Below are 16,839 nucleotides of genomic sequence, written 5' to 3' on the forward strand. Positions count from 1 at the left end.
GTGACTGATCTTCTGCTCAAGAACATCCGCCCGATGGGCCGCGAGACCGCTGACATCCTGATCCGCGACGGCAAGATTGCCGAAATCGGCGCAGGTCTGGACGCCCCCGGCGTCGTGGTCGAGGACGGTCAGAACGCGCTGGTGATCCCCGGTCTGGTCGAGGCGCATACCCATCTGGACAAGACCACCTGGGGCATGCCGTGGTACGCCGGACGCAAGGGCGGCGTGCTGCAAGACCTCATCGACAATGAGCGCAACGAGCGTGTGCCGCTGGGGCTGGACGTCCACCGCCAGTCGATGCGCCACGCCATCGCGCTGATAGGCACCGGCACGACGCATATCCGCACGCATGTCGATATCGACACCGACCACGGGTTGAGCCTGCTGGAGGGCGTGCTGAAGACCCGCGAAGCGCTGGCGGGGATGATCGACATCCAGATCGTCGCTTTTCCGCAATCGGGGCTGATGGTGCGTCCCGGCACGCTGGAGTTGCTCGATGCGGCGATGGCGGCGGGCGCGGATATTGTCGGCGGGCTGGACCCGTCGTCGATGGACCGCGACCCCAAGGGTCAGCTGGACGCGATCTTTGCGCTGGCGCAGAAGCATGACGCGCCGATCGACATTCACCTGCACGAACCCGGCGAGCTGGGGGCCTTTACGATGGAGCTAATCCTCGAGCGCACGCAGGCGCTGGGGATGCAGGGCCGCGTCGGCGTCAGCCATGCGTTCCATCTGGCGATGGTGCCCCCTGCCCGCATCGAGGCGCTGATGGAACGCATCGCGGCGCTGGACGTGTCGATCTATTCGACCGGCCACCCCTCGGCCAATGTGCCGTCGCTCAAGGCGATGCGCGCGGCGGGCATCCGGGTCGGCATCGGCTGCGACGGGATCCGCGACACCTGGGGGCCATGGGGCGAGCCGGACATGATGCACCGTGCGCGGATTGTCGGCATGAAGAACGGGTTCCGGCGGGATGAGGAACTGGAACTGCTGCTCGACACGGCATCCGGTGCCGGGGCGGCGTCGATCGGGGTTGCGGGCCATGCCGTTGCGGTGGGGTCTGCCGCAGACCTGACGCTGCTGGCGGGCGAGACGCTGGCGCATGCGGTCGTGCTGCAAGAGCCGCGCCCGCTGGTCATCAAGGGCGGCGCGGTGGTGGCGCGCGCGGGTCACGCCGTGATCGAGGCCCCATGAGCACGCTGGCTTCCCTCCCCCTCGGTCAGCGCCCCTCGGGGCGTACCGCGCTCAGGGCCGACTGGGTTCTGGGCCACGGGCCGCAGGGGCACCGGCTGCTCAGGAACGCCGAAGTCGTAATTGAGGACGGTCGCATCCTGCATGTGGGCTGCCGGTTCGGGGGCGACGTGGCGCGGCGCGTTGATCTGGGCGCTGCGCTGATCTCGCCGGGGTTCATCGACCTTGATGCGCTGTCGGATCTGGACACCACGCTGCTGGCCATCGACCATCAGCCCGGCTGGGCCAAGGGCCGCGTCTGGCCGCAATCTTATGTCGAGCGTGGCCCCTACGAGATGTACACGCCCGAGGAGCTGGCGTTCCAGAAGCGTTTTGCCTTTGCGCAGCTGTTGCTGAACGGGATCACCACCGCGGCCCCCATCGCCTCGCTGTTCTATCGCGCATGGGGCGAGACGGTCGCCGAGTTCGACGCCGCCGCCGAGGCCGCGCTGGATCTGGGGCTGCGGGTGTATCTGGGCCCGGCCTACCGCGCGGGCGGCATGGTCTGCACCGCGCCGGGCGTGCTGGAGCCGGTGCTGGACGAGGCGCGCGGCTTGCACGGGCTGGCCGAGGCCGAAGGCTTCATCCAGCGCTGGCAGGGTGCGGGCGGCGATCTGGTGCGCGGGCTCCTGGCCCCGGACCGGGTGGAGACCTGCACCGAAGCCCTGCTGCGCCGCACCTTTGCCGCCGCCGAGGCGCTGGACGTGCCCGTGCGCCTGCACATGGCGCAGGGCGAGATGGAGCGCGAGGCGATGGCCCGTCAGCACGGGATGACCGCCCCGGCATGGCTGGCCTCGCTGGGGCTGCTGTCGCCCCGGCTGATCGCGCCGCACGGCACGCATGCCACCGATGCTGACCTTGATCTTTACGCGCAAAACGGCGTGTCCATCGTGCATTGCCCGCTGGTTTCCGGGCGGTTCGGCGGGCTGCTGCGCTCGTTCGGCAAGCTGCGCGCCAAGGGCGTAACCATTGCCATGGGCACCGACACCGCGCCGCCCGACATGCTGATGACCCTGCACACCGGGCTGATGATGGCGCGCGCGGCCGAAGGGCGCGCCGATGCGACCTCGTCCGCCGATCTGTGGGAGGCTGCGACGCTGGGCGGTGCCCGCGCGCTGGGTCGCACCGATCTGGGGCGGATCGAGGCAGGCGCGCGCGCCGATCTGGCGGTGCTGGGGCTGGACGAGGTGTGGATGACCCCCACCATCGACCCGATCACCACGCTGGTTGCTGGGGGCTCGGGCCGCGCCGTCAGGGCCACCTTTGTCGATGGCCGTCTGTCGATGCGCGACGGACAGGTCGCCGGGATGGACATGCAAGCCGCCCGCCAGCGCGCGCAGACGCAGTTTGACGGGCTGGTGGCGAAATATCCCGAACGCAGCTGGGGCCACCCGCCCCTGTCACAGCTGTTCCCGCCCAGTTTTCCGATGGAGGAATACGATGCCTGATCCCGTCCTTGAAGTGCGCGATCTGCGCGTGCAGTTCCCCGGCCGCCACGGCACCGTCACCGCGCTGGATGGCGTCTCGCTGCATCTGGACGCCGGAGAGATCCTGGGCGTTGTCGGTGAAAGCGGCGCGGGCAAGTCGATGACGGGGCTCGCCGTTCAGGGCTTGCTGGAACCGCCGGGCCACATCGCCGGGGGCGAGGTCTGGCTGAGCGGGCGGCGCATTGACCAGTTGAGCAACCGGCAGATGGAAAAGATCCGCGGGCGCGAGATCGGGGCGATCTTTCAGGACCCGCTGACCTCGCTCAACCCGCTGTTCAGCGTCGGCAGCCAGCTTGAGGAAACCATCCGCCTGCATCTGGACATGACCCGCGCCGAGGCCCGCGCCCGGGCGATTGATCTGCTGCGGCAGGTCGGCATTCCGGGACCGAAAGAGCGCATTGACCACTATCCGCACCAGTTCTCGGGCGGGATGCGGCAGCGGGTGGTGATCGCGCTGGCGCTGGCCGGTGAGCCGAAACTGATCATCGCCGACGAGCCGACCACCGCGCTGGATGTGTCGATTCAGGCGCAGATCATCGCGCTGTTGCGCCGGTTGTGCGACGATCTGGGCACCTCGGTGATGCTGGTCACGCATGATCTGGGCGTCATCGCCGAGGCCGCCGACCGCATCGCGGTGATGTACGCCGGGCGCATGGTCGAGATCGGGCCGGTGCGCGAGGTGCTGCGCCAGCCCACCCATCCCTATACGCGCGGGCTGATGGACTCGATCCCGGCGCTGGGGCGGCGGGTTGAGCATCTGACGCAGATCGACGGCTCGATGCCCCGGCTCGATGCCATCCCCGACGGCTGCGCCTTTAACCCGCGCTGCGCGCATGTCGGTCCGCGCTGCCGGCGCGACCGGCCCGGATTGATGCCCACAGGAGCCGGGCAGAACGCCTGCTGGCTCACCCATGGAGGTGTTGCATGACCCGCCCCCTGCTTTGAGCGTCCGCAATCTGACGCGGGTTTTCGACGTCTCGGCCCCCTGGCTGAACCGCTTGATCGAGCGCAAACCGCGCCAGTCGCTGCGCGCGGTGGATGACGTGACCTTCAGCGTGCCCGCCGGGGGCTGTCTGTCGCTGGTCGGCGAATCCGGCTGCGGCAAATCCACGGTCGCGCGGCTGGTGACGGGGCTTTATGCGCCGTCCGAGGGAACGATTGAATTCGGCGCCGAAATCGACGGCGCGCCCCTGTCGGCGCAGATGATCTTTCAAGACCCCTACGCCAGCCTCAACCCGCGCTGGCGGGTGCGCGACATCATCGCCGAACCCCTGCGCGAGCTGAAGCTGCGCGATACCGAGGCCGAGGTGCGCGCACGGGTGGACGAGTTGCTGACCACCGTGGGCCTTGCGCCGCGCGATGGCGGCAAGTTTCCGCATGAGTTTTCGGGCGGGCAGCGCCAGCGCATTTCGATTGCGCGGGCACTGGCGACCGAGCCGCGGTTTCTGGTCTGTGACGAGCCGACCTCGGCGCTGGATGTGTCGGTTCAGGCGCAGATCCTCAACCTCATGCGCCGGTTGCAGGATGAGCTGGGGCTGACCTATCTGTTCATCAGCCATGATCTGAGCGTGGTGCGGCATATGTCGGACCGGATCGCCGTGATGTATCTGGGCCGGGTGGTCGAAGAGGCCGAGACCGAGATCCTGTTCGCCAACCCGCGCCATCCCTATACGCGGCTGTTGTTGCAGACGATCCCCAGCATCGAAAACCCCAAGCGCCAGCGCGAGGCCGAGGGCGGCGAGGTGCCCAGCCCGCTCAACCCGCCCGCCGGATGCGCGTTTCACCCCCGCTGTCCGCTGGCCGACGCGCGCTGCTCGGCCGAGCGGCCCAAGGTGATCGCGCTGGCCGATGGCAGCCGTCTGGCCTGCCACCGGGTCGAGGAAGCTGAAGCCGCTGCGCTGTCGCAGCCTGCGACCGTGATGGCCGGGGCGCTCTGAGCGCGCTCCCCACCCTTGCCAGACCAAAAAACCGGCGCCTGTGTGGCGCCGGTTTTTACGTTGGGTTTGAGGGGTTGCGCGGCTCAGGGATGCGTTGCGGCCATCAGGGATTTGTCGCGCGGATAAGCGAAGCTGCCGGTCTTTGCCGTCGCAAAGCCGCCGCCGACCATCGCCTCGGCCAGCTTGACCGCCGCAGACACACCGTCGATCACCGGCACGCCGGTTTCAAGCTGCAAGGCGCGGCACATTTCGGCCATGCCGGCGCAGCCCAGCACAACCGCCTCGGCCCCGTCTTCATTGATCGCGCGGCGGATTTCCGTGCGCAGGCGGGCAAAGGCGGTCTCGGGATCTTCCTCGAGCGCCAGAACCGGCAGGTTGACCGAGCGCACGCTCCGGCATTGCCGCGACGCGCCGTAGGCATCGACCAGATCCTCGATGATCGGCACGGACCGGGGCAGCGTGGTGACGATCGAGAACCGCGCGGCGATGGTCATCGCCACCTGAATGCCCGCCTGACAGATGCCGATCACCGGCCCGGTTGCGACCTCACGCGCGGCGCTCAGGCCGGGGTCGTCGAAACAGGCGATGACCGTCGCTTGCGCACCCTGCGCTTCAGCAAGGCGGATGGCGTCCAGCGTGCCGGGAACCGCGCGCGCCTCATCGGCGTAGCCTTCGATGCTGGCGGGCGCACCGGCGACGGTGGCAACGATGATCTGCGTGCCCGGTGCGGCGGCGCGGACGGCGCTGAGGCGGATCGTCTCGGTCATCGAGGCGGTGGAATTGGGGTTAACGACAAAGATCTTCATGGCTCAGCGCCCCGTCTTCGCGCGCACCGCGTCCAGCGTCGGCGCGGTCAGCACGAACTGGCGGTCCGAGCCGACGTAATTGTCGGCGTGCAGCCGCGCGATGGGCTGATAGACATCCGGGTTCACGTAGCGGCCCTGCGCATCCAGACAATCGTCGCGCACATGCATCTGCACCACCTCGCCCAGCACCATGGCGCGGCGCGGCCAGTCGATGATGCGTTCGATCCGGCATTCCATCGCGCAGGCTGCACCCTTGATGCGCGGTGCCTTGACCTGCACACAGGGCGCTTGCTCAAGCCCCGCGAGCTGCATCTCGTCGACGTCGGGATCGACGCTCAGCCCGCAGATCAGCATCTGCTCGGCCAGCGCGGCGTCAACGACATGCACGACAAATTCGCCCGTCGCCCGGATGTTGGCCACGGTATCCTTGTCCTCGCCGGACAGGCGCGGCTGGATCCCCAGCGCAAGGATCGCAGGATCATGGCCGAACACATTGAAAAAGCTCATCGGCGCCGCGTTGGCCACGCCCTGCGGCGAGCGGGTTGTGACCAGCGCGATGGGCCGGGGGCCGACAAAATTGGTGAGCAGACGATAGCGGTCTTCGGGCGGTAGCGTCGTGAAGTCAAAATCCATGGCGGCATCCTTTGTCACCAGACCAGTCTAGCCGGGTCGTCATATTTTTGCAAACAATATTGTAAACAAATATGCGTATCATTATGAACGCAGAGTGATGATCGTCTGCGCAAAGCTCTGTTGCGTTGAATGTTGACAGCTCAAAACCCATCTGCCACCAAACAACCCTGAGTAAAGGGAAGCATATCATGTCAGAAAAACCCGGTTCGGCCACGGCCAGCGAAATTCGCGATCGGGTCTGGCAATCCATCGCCGAGCGCCGCCTCCGCCCCGGCACGCGCCTGAAGGAAGAGGAACTCGCCGAGATCTTCGGTTCCAGCCGCGCCCGCGTCCGCCAAGCGCTCAGTCTGCTTGAACATGACCGTCTTGTCACCATCATCCCCAACCGCGGCGGCTTTGTTGCCGAACCGACGATTGCCGAAGCACGCGACGTGTTCTTCGCCCGCCGCATCATCGAGGGCGGGCTGGTCGAAAAGCTGTGCGCCAAGGTGACGGCGGCAGAAATCGCCCGCCTTCAAGAGCATATCGCGCTGGAACGCGCGGCGCTTGCTGCCGGGGATCTGGCGTCGATTGTGCGGCTTTCGGGCGGGTTTCATATCCTCCTCGCCGAGCTTGCCGGGTCCGAATACCTGCACGCCGTCTTGCGCGATCTTGTCTCGCGCACCTCGCTGATTTCGGCGATGTATCAGCCCCGCCAGACCCATGATTGCGGCCCGGATGAGCACCACGAGCTGGTCACCTTCATCGCATGCGGCCAGACCGAGCAGGCGCTGGCGTCGATGGTCCACCATCTAGCCCATGTTGAATCGCAGCTCGATCTGAACGAAGCCCCCGAAATCGCGCGCGATCTGCGCGATGCCTTTGGCTGATCGGTTTCCGACGCAGCCCTTGGCGGGCTTTGTGTCACGGGCACGCCGTCACCCCTGAACGCAGCGCCACCGGTCGTGATCCGTTGCCGCCACAGGCAAAAACCAACGCGCCGCCCCGAAAAGGGCGGCGCGTTTGCCGTTCACTGTGCTGCGGCGCAGGGTGCCGCGATCAGAACTCGATCGCCAGGTTCAGATCGAGCCCGTAGGACCTGAAATCCCCCGAACCGATGCCATCAACGAACAGGCTGCTCGAAAAACGCATCCCGGCCCCGTTATTATAGCGATAGCCCAGATCGACCCGCGCCCGCGCGCCCGAGGTCTGGTCGATAAAGGCGGTGGCAGCACCGGTCCCCTCGACATGCGACCAGATCCCCGACGCGCCCCAGGTGACCAGATGCTCGCCCACACCGGCCAGGATCGGCATCTCGAAATCCATGCCCAGTGACAGCTCGCTCAGCCGCACGGTTTGTTCGGGCACCAGATTTGACAAGCCGTCGACATAGGCCGCCTGCGTGTCCGAGACATGGCTGAACTGCAACCGCGGGATATAGCGCAGGCGTTCGCCCTGAAAGCTGCCCTCGAGCGCAACCATGGTCAGCCAGCGTTCGGTATCGAACCGGTCGGTGAACGTGCCGAACGGCGAGATACGGTTGCTGGAGCGGCCATAGAGCAGACGGCTCTCGAAATAGAGCGGCTGATCGCCCAGCTGTGCGACGACATAGGGCCCGGCCAGCCAGCCATGACCGCTGGTCGCCACACCGCCCCCCTGATCTTCGGATGCGTAGTCGAACTGCAGCATCCCGCCCACCAGCAGACCCGGCCGCAACGCCGCATGGGTGCCGACGGTGGCCAGCGCAAAGGCGCTGTCGCCCGAGCCGTTCTCGAAGCTGGTGCGCGATCCGCGCAGGCTGAACCACAGCGGGCCATTGCCGCCTGTCGCGATATCAACCGTGCCAAAGCCGCGCGTCACCGAGACATTGACGCCGCCGCCATCGGTGCCATCCAGAAACCGGGTCAGACGGGTCTGGTTCTGGATCAGGCTGCGCGCGCGGTTTTGCAGGAAGTCGGTGATCATCTCGCTGGCGACCGCCACCGAGTTCAACGCACTCGAGGCCGAAGCCGCCGCCGACCCCTGCCCCGAGGCATCGATCGCCGCCCCGTCGCCAAGGCTGACCACAACCGCGCCCGCGCCGGTCGGCGTGACCGTGGCGCTATACACCGACGGACCGCCCGACAGCCCGCTCGCCGTGCCATTGAGCACGCCGATATCCGCCAGATCGAACCCCGAGACCGGCTCCGAGAACGAGAAGGTCGCGCTCAGCACGTCGCCGGGCAGGAAATTGGCCGGCAGACCGGAGATCGTCACCACCGGCGCCACGCCATCGGGCGTGTTGGCAAACAGGTTCGACGCTTCGCTGAGATTGGTAAACGCATCCTGTGCAACCCCGGCTGGCAGCTGGATACTGTGCGACACCTGGCTTGCGGTGACCTGCACCGTATAGACCGCGCCCGAGCCGTTCAGCGCGGTCACATCGGCGTTCGAGGTCGCGAAATCGCCCAGGCTCAGCCCGGTCACTGGCTCGCTGAAGGTGATCGTCAGCGTATAGGCGGTTCCCGGGAACGCGGGCGTGCCGGTCAGCACCACCGTGGGCGCCTCCCAGTCGGGCGCGACAACAACCGTCGATGCGCCCGAAATATTCCCCTGCGCATCGGTTGCCGTCAACGAAACCGTGCCCGCCATCATGTCCGGCGCAGAGGTTACCGAATAGACACCGCCCGTCGCGACCACATCCACGAAACTGTTGTCCGGGAAGGTGACACGAACGGTCGATCCCGCCTCAGCCGTGCCCTCGACGGTCACCGAACGGTCAGGATTGACCGTCGTCGTCGAGACCAGCGGTGCTGCCGGGGCAACCGCTGGCGTCACGGTGACCGTCAGGGTCTGCTGCACCGCATCGTTGCCCGCCACGTCCTGCGCATCGACCAGAACCGCGTTGGTGCCAACCGCAAAGTCATAGGGGCTGGAGATCGGCGTGCCATTCAGGGTGAACACCGGCACCACCACCGCATCGTAATTGTCGGTCACAGTTGCCGTGAACGCGTGGTTCGCCGTGCCCGACGGGCCCGCCTCCAGCGTCACCGATACCAGCCCGGTGATCACCGGTGCCTCGGTATCCAGCGGCGCATTTACCGTGATCTGCACGGTGTCGGCGGTCGAGGCATCAAAGCCGTCGTCGACGATCAGCGAGAAGGTCAGCACCAGCGCGCTGTCGCCGATGCTCAGGCTGGGCGCGGTGAAGCTGGGGCTGGCGGCCGTGGCGCTCGACAGCGTCACCGCGGTGCCCGCCGTCTGCGTCCAGGCGTAGGTCAGGCTTTGCCCGCTGTCATTCGCGGTCGAGCCGGTGCCATCGAGCGACACCACTGCGCCCTGCGCCACCGATTGCGGGATGCCGGCCTCGGCGGTGGGCACGGTGTTGGCGGGGGCGTTTACCGTGATCTGCACGGTGTCGGCGGTCGAGGCATCGAAGCCGTCGTCGACCACCAGCGAGAAGGTCAGCACCAGCGCGCTGTCACCGATGTTCAGGCTGGGCGCGGTGAAGCTCGGGCTGGCCGCCGTCGCGTCCGACAGGGTCACCGAGGTGCCCGCGGTCTGCGTCCAGGCGTAGGTCAGGCTCTGGCCGCTGTCATTCGCGGTCGAGCCGGTGCCATCCAGCGACACCACAGCCCCCTGCGCCACCGATTGCGGGATGCCGGCCTCGGCAGTGGGCACGGTGTTGGCGGGGGCGTTTACCGTGATCTGCACGGTGTCGGCGGTCGAGGTGTCGAAGCTGTCGTCGACGATCAGCGAGAAGGTCAGCACCAGCGCGCTGTCACCGATGTTCAGGCTCGGCGCGGTGAAGCTGGGGCTGGCTGCGGTTGCGCTCGACAGGGTCACCGCAGTGCCCGTGGTCTGCGTCCAGGCGTAGGTCAGCGTCTGGCCGCTGTCATTGGCGGTAGACCCCGTGCCATCCAGCGACACCACAGCGCCCTGCGCCACCGACTGCGGGCTCCCCGCCTCGGCGGTGGGCACCGTGTTGGCGGGCGGGTTAACCGTGATCTGCACCGTATCGGCGGTCGAGGCATCGAAGCCGTCGTCAACCACCAGCGAGAAGGTCAGCACCAGCGCGCTGTCGCCGATGGACAGGCTCGGCGCGGTGAAGCTGGGGCTGGCTGCCGTGGCGCTCGACAGGGTCACTGCAGTGCCCGCGGTCTGCGTCCAGGCATAGGTCAGGCTTTGCCCGCTGTCATTGGCGGTCGAGCCGGTGCCATCGAGCGACACCACAGCGCCCTGCGCCACCGATTGCGGGATGCCGGCCTCGGCGGTCGGTACGGTGTTGGCGGGGGCGTTTACCGTGATCTGCACCGTGTCGGCGGTCGAGGCGTCGAAGCCGTCGCCGACGATCAGCGAGAAGGTCAGCACCAGCGCGCTGTCACCGATGGACAGGCTCGGCGCGGTGAAACTGGGGCTGGCTGCCGTGGCGCTCGACAGGGTCACCGCGGTGCCCGCGGTCTGCGTCCAGGCGTAGGTCAGGCTTTGCCCGCTGTCATTGGCGGTCGAGCCGGTGCCATCGAGCGACACCACAGCGCCCTGCGCCACCGATTGCGGGATGCCGGCCTCGGCGGTGGGAACCGTGTTGGCGGGGGCGTTTACCGTGATCTGCACCGTGTCGGCGGTCGAGGCGTCGAAGCCGTCGTCGACGATCAGCGAGAAGGTCAGCACCAGCGCGCTGTCACCGATGCTCAGGCTGGGCGCGGTGAAGCTGGGGCTGGCGGCCGTCGCGCTCGACAGCGTCACTGCAGTGCCCGCGGTCTGCGTCCAGGCGTAGGTCAGGCTCTGGCCGCTGTCATTGGCGGTCGAGCCGGTGCCATCCAGCGACACCACAGCCCCCTGCGCCACCGACTGCGGGATGCCCGCGTCGGCGGTGGGCACCGTGTTGGCGGGGGCGTTTACCGTGATCTGCACGGTGTCGGCGGTCGAGGCATCAAAGCCGTCGTCAACCACCAGCGAGAAGGTCAGCACCAGCGCGCTGTCGCCGATGCTCAGGCTCGGCGCGGTGAAACTGGGGCTGGCGGCCGTGGCGCTCGACAGCGTCACCGCGGTGCCGCTGGTCTGCGTCCAGGCGTAGGTCAGGCTCTGCCCGCTGTCATTCGCGGTCGAGCCGGTGCCATCGAGCGACACCACAGCGCCCTGCGCCACCGATTGCGGGATGCCGGCCTCGGCGGTCGGCACCGTGTTGGCGGGGGCGTTTACCGTGATCTGCACGGTATCGGCGGTCGAGGCGTCAAAGCCGTCGTCAACCACCAGCGAGAAGGTCAGCACCAGCGCGCTGTCACCGATGGACAGGCTCGGCGCGGTGAAACTGGGGCTGGCCGCCGTGGCGCTCGACAGCGTCACCGAAGTGCCCGCGGTCTGCGTCCAGGCGTAGGTCAGGCTCTGCCCGCTGTCATTCGCGGTCGAGCCGGTGCCATCGAGCGACACCACAGCGCCCTGTGCCACCGATTGCGGGATGCCGGCCTCGGCGGTCGGTACGGTGTTGGCGGGGGCGTTTACCGTGATCTGCACGGTATCGGCGGTCGAGGCGTCAAAGCCGTCGTCAACCACCAGCGAGAAGGTCAGCACCAGCGCGCTGTCACCGATGGACAGGCTCGGCGCGGTGAAGCTGGGGCTGGCCGCCGTCGCGCTCGACAGCGTCACCGAGGTGCCGCTGGTCTGCGTCCAGGCGTAGGTCAGGCTCTGCCCGCTGTCATTCGCGGTCGAGCCGGTGCCGTCCAGCGACACCACAGCGCCCTGCGCCACCGATTGCGGGATGCCCGCCTCGGCGGTGGGAACCGTGTTGGCGGGGGCGTTTACCGTGATCTGCACGGTGTCGGCGGTCGAGGCATCAAAGCCGTCGTCAACCACCAGCGAGAAGGTCAGCACCAGCGCGCTGTCGCCGATGCTCAGGCTCGGCGCGGTGAAGCTGGGGCTGGCTGCGGTTGCGCTCGACAGCGTCACCGCGGTGCCCGCGGTCTGCGTCCAGGCGTAGGTCAGGGTCTGGCCGCTGTCATTGGCGGTCGAGCCGGTGCCATCGAGCGACACCACAGCGCCCTGCGCCACCGATTGCGGGATCCCCGCCTCGGCGGTGGGAACCGTGTTGGCGGGCGCGTTTACCGTGATCTGCACCGTGTCGGCGGTCGAGGCATCGAAGCCGTCGTCAACCACCAGCGAGAAGGTCAGCACCAGCGCGCTGTCGCCGATGGACAGGCTCGGCGCGGTGAAGCTGGGGCTGGCTGCCGTGGCGCTCGACAGGGTCACTGCAGTGCCCGCGGTCTGCGTCCAGGCATAGGTCAGGCTTTGCCCGCTGTCATTGGCGGTCGAGCCGGTGCCATCCAGCGACACCACAGCCCCCTGCGCCACCGACTGCGGGATGCCCGCCTCGGCGGTGGGCACCGTGTTGGCGGGGGCGTTTACCGTGATCTGCACCGTGTCGGCAGTCGAGGCGTCGAAGCCGTCGTCGACGATCAGCGAGAAGGTCAGCACCAGCGCGCTGTCACCGATGGACAGGCTCGGCGCGGTGAAACTGGGGCTGGCTGCCGTGGCGCTCGACAGGGTCACCGCGGTGCCCGCGGTCTGCGTCCAGGCGTAGGTCAGGCTTTGCCCGCTGTCATTGGCGGTCGAGCCGGTGCCATCGAGCGACACCACAGCGCCCTGCGCCACCGATTGCGGGATGCCCGCCTCGGCGGTGGGAACCGTGTTGGCGGGCGGGTTTACCGTGATCTGCACGGTATCGGCGGTCGAGGCGTCGAAGCCGTCGTCAACCACCAGCGAGAAGGTCAGCACCAGCGCGGTGTCGCCGATGTTCAGGCTGGGCGCGGTGAAGCTGGGGCTGGCCGCCGTGGCGCTCGACAGCGTCACTGCCGTGCCCGCGGTCTGCGTCCAGGCATAGGTCAGGCTTTGGCCGCTGTCATTGGCGGTCGAGCCGGTGCCATCCAGCGACACCACAGCCCCCTGCGCCACCGATTGCGGGATCCCCGCCTCAGCGGTGGGAACCGTGTTGGCGGGGGCGTTTACCGTGATCTGCACGGTGTCGGCGGTCGAGGCGTCAAAGCCGTCGTCGACGATCAGCGAGAAGGTCAGCACCAGCGCGCTGTCACCGATGGACAGGCTCGGCGCGGTGAAGCTGGGGCTGGCCGCCGTGGCGCTCGACAGGGTCACCGAGGTGCCCGCGGTCTGCGTCCAGGCGTAGGTCAGGCTCTGGCCGCTGTCATTCGCGGTAGACCCCGTGCCATCCAGCGACACCACAGCGCCCTGCGCCACCGATTGCGGGATCCCCGCCTCGGCGGTGGGAACCGTGTTGGCGGGCGGGTTTACCGTGATCTGCACGGTATCGGCGGTCGAGGCGTCGAAGCCGTCGTCAACCACCAGCGAGAAGGTCAGCACCACCGCGCTGTCACCGATGGACAGGCTCGGCGCGGTGAAGCTGGGGCTGGCTGCGGTTGCGCTCGACAGGGTCACTGCAGTGCCCGCGGTCTGCGTCCAGGCATAGGTCAGGCTTTGCCCGCTGTCATTCGCGGTCGAGCCGGTGCCATCCAGCGACACCACAGCGCCCTGCGCCACCGATTGCGGGATGCCGGCCTCGGCGGTCGGCACGGTGTTGGCGGGGGCAGAGGGTGTTATCGTGACGATGTGCGTGGTCGGGTTTGCGCCTGAAAGGGCGAATTCATGAAATGTCGGCACACCGCCGGTCGGCGTCCCGGTGAAGGAAAAACCGATATAGGCGTCCCCGGCATACGACCCATCTGCCCCATTTGCCGTGAAGCCAGAGACGGCGGAAAAGCCGCAGCCTTCAATGACACTCTGCGTTATGGCAGAAGAAGCTGTGATACTATTGCTGAACCAATAGCTGCCACCGGAAGCGTAGGTTTCCAGAAAAATCCATGCGGTATTAACGCCCGCGGTCGCGCTTTGGTAGGAACTGACAGAGCAGCTGCCCAGCGGCGTTGCCACAAAAACCTCGGAGCCAGTCGAAGTCAATGCGTCGGATGGCGTTGCAAGGGCCCCCATGATTGACGCAACGCTCAATACACCGCTTAACCACTTAAACATCATCCATCCCCATCAATCTCACAGCACGCCTCGGTCTGGACACGCACAATTTTCATCACAAATGGGTTAGAATCTTCACAGATGAACAACAACTCATTTTCAGGTTGAGTACGGGTTTCTCCTTTGTTGCGGCAAACGCGCCACATTTTGCGGGGGCGGGTCCTGCTGACACAGACGCTGCGACTCCTTGTCGTAAAGCCGCGTGAAAGGGGCGACGGCATCAAGATTCCCCAGTGGGGCAAAGGGAATTGCCCGCTGAGCGTCTGGGTGTATCTGGCGATGGCCTGGCGGCGTGACGTAATACCCGGCGTCAAGGATGCCCGCGAATAGGGTCGTTGCAGAATGCGAATCTGCGCGCTGGCTTGCATAAAATCCCGCGCACGCCTTCAGCCAAACCAATTGGCCGAGTCGGAAAATCAAACTTTATCCACAGAACGGTATTGCGGGACGCGGGCGTTTTTACCGTCTGGCACTAAGCGCAGAGGGCTTCGGACAGACAGCCAACCCTGTTGTCATTGGTTTCCGCGCGCGGATCACCGCCGGTGCGCGTGTGAAGGCCCGAGCTGAGACGGGCTGCCTGATCAGCGCGGCGGCCTGCAACGAGCGCTTGTTCTTGCGGCAAGCTTGGTGAAGATAGCGCCATGACCTGTGCCCCCTATTCTCCCGGCCTGCACCTGATCCTTGATCTTTTCGGGGCCGAAGCGCTGACAGAGTCCGAGCGGCTGGAGACGACACTGACCGAGGCGGCGCGGCGCGCCGGTGCCAGTGTGCTTGCCACACAGTTTCGCGCGTTCAGCGGCGGCGGGGTGACGGGAATGGTGTTGCTGGCCGAATCCCACATCTCGATCCACACCTGGCCCGAGATGGATTTTGCCGCGGTCGATATCTTCATGTGCGGCGCGGCGAAGCCAGAGGCGGCTCGCGACTGGATCGAGGCGTGTCTGCGCCCCAAGCGGGTTGTCGTGCACCGGATCGCGCGCGGCGCCGTTCAGTTGAACCAGGCGTCCCAGCCGTCGTTGTAATAGCCCAGAAGCGGCTGCGTTTCGAGCTGGTTCACGGCGGCTGGCAGATCGGCCATGTCGGGGGCAAAGACCTGTGACGCCTGCCATGTCGCGGCACTGGCATAGCGCAGCCCGTCGGGGAAAGTCGGCGGGCGCGACGCAAGCGGGTGAAACGTGACCAGCGTGAAGCCCCATTCGCCGAAGCTGGGGATGTAGACGTGATACGGCAGTACTGAAAGTCCCGCACCCGGCACCACCGGATTGCGGGTCGCGGCGAGGGTGTGGACGACGGACCAATAGGCCTGACGGGCAAACAGCGGCGAGCCCGATTGCACCACCATGATCCCCTGTGCCGACAGCCGTTCCGCCGTCAGAGCGTAGAATTCCTGTGAGTAGAGGCGCGACAGCGAAACCGACTTCGGGTCCGGCAGATCGACGATGATGAGGTCAAAGGCCGTGGTGTCATGCTCGACAAATTGCCATGCGTCCTGATTGAGCACCCTCAGGCGCGGATCGTTCAGCGCGCCGTGGTTCAGGGCAACCAGATCGGCGTTGGTCTGGAACAGCTGCGTCACCATCGGGTCCAGATCAACCAGCGTCACCTGTTCGACATCGGCGTGGCGCAGCACCTCGCGCGCGGCCAGACCATCGCCGCCGCCCAGGATCAGGATGCGGTTGCGCCGTGGGGCGAGTGCCATGGCCGGTTGCACCAGCATCTCGTGGTAGCGGTACTCATCCTGACTGTCGAACTGGACCGAGGCATCCAGAAACAGCCGCGTCCGGTCGCGGAACCGGGTCAGGGTTATGTGCTGATACGGGCTGGCGGCGCTGTAGATCACCGAATCGTCGTAAAGCGCGGATTCGGTGACCGAGACCATACGCTCGGCCTGCACCAGCCCGCCCAAGGTCAGGACCAGCGACAGTGCCCAGGTGATCACGATCCCGCGCCCCAGCCAGCCCCGAAACAGCCACAGGGAAAACCCGGCGACCGCGAGGTTCATCAGCCCCACCGCCAGCGACCCGGTCATCAGCCCCAGTTGCGGCACGATCAGCAACGGAAATGCCACCGAAGCGACCAGCGCGCCGACGTAATCGACGCTTAGAACATTCTCGAAGCGGAAAACGGGCGCGCCGATGTCCTTGAGCACGCGCGCGATCAGCGGGATTTCCATGCCACTCAGCGCGCCGGTAAGGATGAGCAGCAGATAGAGCGGCCCCTGCACCACCCCGGCAAAGGCATAGCTGGCAAAGAGCATGGGCGCCATGAAGCCGCCAATCAGCCCCAACGCGATCTGGATCCACACAAAGCCCGCGACGGGCGCGGCCACGAACCGTGACGCCCAGGCCCCCAGCCCCATGGCCGCAAGATACACCCCGATCACCAGCGAGAACTGGCGCACGCTGTCGCCCAGCAGGTAGCTTGAGGCGGTCGCCGCCAGAAGTTCGTAGGTCAGGCCGGCAGCGGCGACCAGAAAGGTTGCCAGCAACAGCCAGACCTCGGCACCGCGCGGTGCCGTGGCGGGCGTCATGACAAGATGACAGCAGAGATGATGAGCGCCAGCGACACAAAGACCGAGCCGATCAGGATGGCGAGGGCAATGTTCTGGTCCTCTTCGATTTCCTTGATGATCGAGAACGGGGCAATGCGGGTGATTGCCCACCAGCTCAAGCCCATCAGCGCAACACCGAGCAGGGAAAAGACGATGGTCGACACGAACTCGGCCGGGTTCAGGGTGGAAAAGAACGACAT

General features: G+C 66.6%; 11 protein-coding genes. 6 read left to right on the forward strand and 5 right to left on the reverse strand.

The window, feature by feature from the left end; genetic code table 11:
- From OKW52_RS16130 to OKW52_RS16145, 4 genes are read left to right on the forward strand one after another with little or no spacing between them, the layout of a single operon-like run.
- A complete protein-coding gene (locus OKW52_RS16130) occupies positions 1-1,194 on the forward strand; it encodes an amidohydrolase family protein (RefSeq protein ID WP_264506617.1) in 1,194 nt (397 codons plus the stop codon).
- The gene (locus OKW52_RS16135) at positions 1,191-2,678 is read left to right on the forward strand and encodes an amidohydrolase family protein (RefSeq protein WP_264506618.1); all 1,488 of its coding nucleotides are present in this window, start codon (positions 1,191-1,193) and stop codon (positions 2,676-2,678) included. The genes OKW52_RS16130 and OKW52_RS16135 overlap by 4 nt, the downstream gene beginning before the upstream one ends.
- Complete coding sequence (locus OKW52_RS16140; RefSeq protein WP_264506619.1) at positions 2,671-3,645, forward strand: ABC transporter ATP-binding protein; 975 nt, start codon at positions 2,671-2,673, stop codon at positions 3,643-3,645. The genes OKW52_RS16135 and OKW52_RS16140 overlap by 8 nt, the downstream gene beginning before the upstream one ends.
- Positions 3,629-4,654: an ABC transporter ATP-binding protein gene (locus OKW52_RS16145; protein WP_264506620.1), complete on the forward strand. Its 1,026-nt coding sequence runs from the start codon at positions 3,629-3,631 to the stop codon at positions 4,652-4,654. The genes OKW52_RS16140 and OKW52_RS16145 overlap by 17 nt, the downstream gene beginning before the upstream one ends.
- Before the next feature lie 83 nt (positions 4,655-4,737).
- On the opposite strand, the gene OKW52_RS16150 is transcribed toward OKW52_RS16145, so the two are convergent.
- The gene (locus OKW52_RS16150; protein ID WP_264506621.1) at positions 4,738-5,460 is read right to left on the reverse strand and encodes an aspartate/glutamate racemase family protein; all 723 of its coding nucleotides are present in this window, start codon (positions 5,458-5,460) and stop codon (positions 4,738-4,740) included.
- Positions 5,461-5,463: 3 nt separating this feature from the next.
- Positions 5,464-6,093, reverse strand: coding sequence for a flavin reductase family protein (locus tag OKW52_RS16155; protein WP_264506622.1), 630 nt, complete (start codon positions 6,091-6,093; stop codon positions 5,464-5,466).
- 188 nt (positions 6,094-6,281) lie between these two features.
- Between OKW52_RS16155 and OKW52_RS16160 the strand changes: the two genes are divergently transcribed.
- Positions 6,282-6,962, forward strand: coding sequence for a GntR family transcriptional regulator (locus tag OKW52_RS16160; protein WP_264506623.1), 681 nt, complete (start codon positions 6,282-6,284; stop codon positions 6,960-6,962).
- Positions 6,963-7,131: 169 nt separating this feature from the next.
- On the opposite strand, the gene OKW52_RS16165 is transcribed toward OKW52_RS16160, so the two are convergent.
- Positions 7,132-13,719 carry a PKD domain-containing protein gene (locus tag OKW52_RS16165; protein ID WP_264506624.1) on the reverse strand — a complete coding sequence of 2,196 codons (6,588 nt, stop codon included), beginning with the start codon at positions 13,717-13,719 and terminating at the stop codon, positions 7,132-7,134.
- A 1,010-nt stretch (positions 13,720-14,729) separates the two neighbouring features.
- Here OKW52_RS16165 and speD point away from each other — a divergent pair.
- Complete coding sequence (speD, locus tag OKW52_RS16170) at positions 14,730-15,110, forward strand: adenosylmethionine decarboxylase (protein WP_264506625.1); 381 nt, start codon at positions 14,730-14,732, stop codon at positions 15,108-15,110.
- Here the strand turns inward: speD and OKW52_RS16175 are convergent.
- Positions 15,077-16,618, reverse strand: coding sequence for a polyamine aminopropyltransferase (locus OKW52_RS16175; RefSeq protein WP_264506626.1), 1,542 nt, complete (start codon positions 16,616-16,618; stop codon positions 15,077-15,079). The genes speD and OKW52_RS16175 overlap by 34 nt on opposite strands.
- Entirely contained in the window at positions 16,615-16,839 is a 225-nt protein-coding gene (locus OKW52_RS16180) for a DUF350 domain-containing protein (RefSeq protein WP_264506627.1), read from the reverse strand. The genes OKW52_RS16175 and OKW52_RS16180 overlap by 4 nt, the downstream gene beginning before the upstream one ends.

The organism is Pararhodobacter zhoushanensis (assembly GCF_025949695.1).
GTDB classification, from domain to species: Bacteria; Pseudomonadota; Alphaproteobacteria; order Rhodobacterales; family Rhodobacteraceae; genus Pararhodobacter; species Pararhodobacter zhoushanensis_A.